Raw genomic sequence first — 293 nt, forward strand, 5'->3', positions numbered from 1 at the left:
ACATCCATTCGTCGCTGGAAGCCGTCGGCTTCCTCGCCGCCATCATCACGCGCCTCGCCGCCGCCGGCATGGGCGTGAACCCGGTTTCGGCCTTCTACCACGACCATCTGTTCGTCCCCGCCGACCGGGCGGAGGAAGCGCTGGAGCTGCTGGTTGGGTTGGCGGCTGAGAATCGAAGCTGAGGCTGGTGCTGCCCCTCATCCCCCTGCCGGGATCCTCTCCCCGTGAACGGCAGGGCTATCGCATATGGAATTCCTGAAATGTCTGCCCGGCACGGACCCCCACCCCTAACC

1 protein-coding gene is annotated in these 293 nt (G+C 65.9%); it reads left to right on the forward strand.

The window, feature by feature from the left end; translation table 11 throughout:
* Window positions 1-182: ACT domain-containing protein (locus EOB49_RS37900; protein WP_245472797.1), on the forward strand; the 182-nt coding region annotated here is incomplete at its 5' end.
* Window positions 183-293: the final 111 nt, after the last annotated feature.

Origin of the sequence: Mesorhizobium sp. M7A.F.Ca.MR.148.00.0.0, assembly GCF_003997735.1 — a bacterium.
Classification (GTDB): Bacteria; Pseudomonadota; Alphaproteobacteria; order Rhizobiales; family Rhizobiaceae; genus Mesorhizobium.